Raw genomic sequence first — 2756 nt, forward strand, 5'->3', positions numbered from 1 at the left:
TAGTAGCGGGAACAGGACTCGAACCTGTGACCTTCGGGTTATGAGCCCGACGAGCTGCCTACTGCTCTATCCCGCGTTGTTTCGGGTGCAAAGATACAACGAAATTCGGCATTTGCAACTAAAAATTTAAAAAAATGTTTTATTTTATCTATTGAGTTGATATAACTACCTTTGCAAAATAAATAATATATTAAATGTCACATAAAGCAGGTTTTGTAAATATTATAGGGAATCCTAATGTTGGTAAATCAACATTAATGAATGCCTTTGTTGGAGAAAGATTATCAATCATTACATCCAAAGCACAAACAACACGTCATAGAATTCTTGGAATTGTTAATGGAGAAGATTTTCAAATGATTTTATCTGATACTCCTGGTATTATAAAGCCAGCATACGAAATGCAGGAGTCAATGATGAACTTCGTGAAATCAGCTTTTGAAGATGCCGATATCTTAATATATATGGTAGAGATAGGGGAGCAAGATTTAAAAGACGAAGCTTTCTTTAATAAAATCATCCATTCTAAAATTCCGGTATTATTATTATTGAACAAAATCGATAATTCTAATCAAGAACAATTAGAGCAGCAAGTGGCTTTTTGGGCAGAAAAAGTTCCTAACGCTGAGATTTATCCAGTATCAGCTTTGAAAAATTTTAATGTGCCTGAGGTTTTTCAAAGAATCATTTCGCTTTTACCAGAATCACCTGCGTATTATCCAAAAGATCAGTTGACAGATAAGCCGGAGCGTTTCTTTGTAAACGAAACTATTCGTGAAAAAATCTTATTGAATTACAGTAAAGAAATTCCGTATGCAGTTGAGATCGTAACCGAAGAGTTTTTTGAAGATGACAAAATCATCCGCATCCGTTCTTTAATTATGGTAGAGCGTGAAACTCAAAAAGGAATCATTATAGGTCATAAAGGTGCCGCTTTGAAGAAAGTGGGTACTGAAGCTCGTGAGGATTTAGAAAAGTTTTTTGGAAAGCAAATTCATATTGAATTAGTGGTTAAAGTAAATAAAAACTGGAGAAGCAATGCCAATATGTTAAAACGTTTTGGATACAATCAATAACTATTTGGTTGTGACCTTCACTTAAATGGAGCTGCTTTTAATCATATATACCCTTGTTTTCTTTTTACAAAAGGGATCGTCGTTTATTGAGAAGCTCTAGCCCAGATAGTAGCGGCATCCTTTTGTGCTGGAGTTCAGCATAAAAGATACAGTGGATAGCTGGATGTTGCTCCTGAAAATTATAAAATACATAGGTAGTCAGAAACTTAGCGAGTTAGCCAGTTTTTTAACTACCTTTGCCGAATATTTCAAATTAGAATTATGAATAACATTGTTGCGATAGTAGGAAGACCTAATGTGGGGAAATCAACCCTTTTCAATAGGCTGATACAAAGAAGAGAAGCTATTGTAGATTCTGTTTCGGGAGTTACCCGTGATAGAAACTATGGTAAAAGCGAGTGGAACGGAAAAGAGTTTTCTGTAATTGATACAGGAGGATATATCCGTGGATCAGATGACGTTTTTGAGGGAGAGATCCGTAAACAAGTCGAACTAGCAATTGATGAGGCTGATGTAATCATCTTTGTTGTTGATGTAGAAGAAGGAATCACTCCTATGGATGATACTGTTGCTAAATTGTTGCGTAAAGTGACTAAGCCAGTACTTCTTGCTGTGAATAAAGTGGATAACGCTATGCGTGAGAAAGATGCAGTTGAATTTTACAACCTTGGTTTAGGGGAGTACTATACATTTGCAAGTATTTCAGGAAGCGGAACGGGAGATTTATTAGATGCTTTAATTACTGCTTTCCCTGAGAAACCAGTTGTAGAAGAAGTTTCTGATTTGCCACGTTTTGCAGTTGTAGGGCGTCCTAATGCTGGAAAATCAAGTTTTATCAATGCGTTGATTGGTAAAGATCGTTATATAGTTACTGATATTGCGGGTACAACTCGTGATTCTATTGATACAAAATTTGACCGTTTTGGATTTGAATTTAACTTAGTGGATACAGCGGGAATTCGTCGTAAAGCTAAAGTGAAGGAAGATTTAGAATTTTACTCTGTAATGCGTTCGGTACGTGCTATTGAGCACGCAGATATTTGTATCTTAATTATTGATGCCACTCGTGGATTTGAAGGTCAAGATCAAAGTATTTTTTGGTTAGCTGAAAAAAACCGTAAAGGAGTAGTAATCTTAGTGAATAAATGGGATTTAGTCGAGAAAGAGACGATGTCTACTAGAGATTACGAAGAGAAAATAAGACAAGAATTAATGCCATTTACGGATGTGCCAATTCTTTTTGTGTCTGCATTAACAAAACAACGTTTGTTAAAAGCTCTAGAAGCTACGGTAAAAGTATACGAAAGTAGACAGCAACGTATTGCTACTTCTAAATTCAACGAATACATGTTGAAAGTAATTGAAGCATACCCACCGCCAGCAACTAAAGGTAAATATGTAAAAATTAAATATTGCATGCAGTTGCCTACACCAACACCTCAGTTTGTGTTTTTTGCAAATATGCCACAATATGTTAAGGAACCTTACAAGCGTTACCTTGAAAATAAGATTAGAGACAACTGGGATTTCTCAGGAGTTCCAATTGATATTTATATTAGAGAAAAATAAAAAAAATCCCGATGCGATGCATTGCCCCCAAAAAGTTAGACACTATTTGGGGGCATTTTTATGGAAAGAAAAGTCAAGTATGATTACACATTTAAACTTGAATGTGTGGAA

Annotated in this window: 2 protein-coding genes and 1 tRNA gene; 2 read left to right on the forward strand and 1 reads right to left on the reverse strand. The window is 35.5% G+C overall.

The features are described 5' to 3' along the window. Nucleotides 1-3 precede the first annotated feature (3 nt). Nucleotides 4-76, reverse strand: a tRNA-Met gene (locus H603_RS0112750). A 118-nt stretch (nucleotides 77-194) separates the two neighbouring features. Here H603_RS0112750 and era point away from each other — a divergent pair. Together era and der are read left to right on the forward strand one after the other, a co-directional pair. Continuing rightward, the gene (era, locus tag H603_RS0112755) at nucleotides 195-1076 is read left to right on the forward strand and encodes a GTPase Era (protein WP_026708973.1); all 882 of its coding nucleotides are present in this window, start codon (nucleotides 195-197) and stop codon (nucleotides 1074-1076) included. 261 nt (nucleotides 1077-1337) lie between these two features. Then, complete coding sequence (der, locus tag H603_RS0112760; protein WP_026708974.1) at nucleotides 1338-2645, forward strand: ribosome biogenesis GTPase Der; 1308 nt, start codon at nucleotides 1338-1340, stop codon at nucleotides 2643-2645. The last annotated feature ends 111 nt before the right edge of the window (nucleotides 2646-2756 follow it).

Source organism: Flavobacterium frigidarium DSM 17623, from assembly GCF_000425505.1.
Classification (GTDB): Bacteria; Bacteroidota; Bacteroidia; order Flavobacteriales; family Flavobacteriaceae; genus Flavobacterium; species Flavobacterium frigidarium.

Excerpts from the sequence above, each read along its gene's own strand:
- era (WP_026708973.1), top strand. The coding sequence starts at position 195 with ATGTCACATAAAGCAGGTTTTGTAAATATTATAGGGAATCCTAATGTT.
- der (WP_026708974.1), top strand. The coding sequence starts at position 1,338 with ATGAATAACATTGTTGCGATAGTAGGAAGACCTAATGTGGGGAAATCA.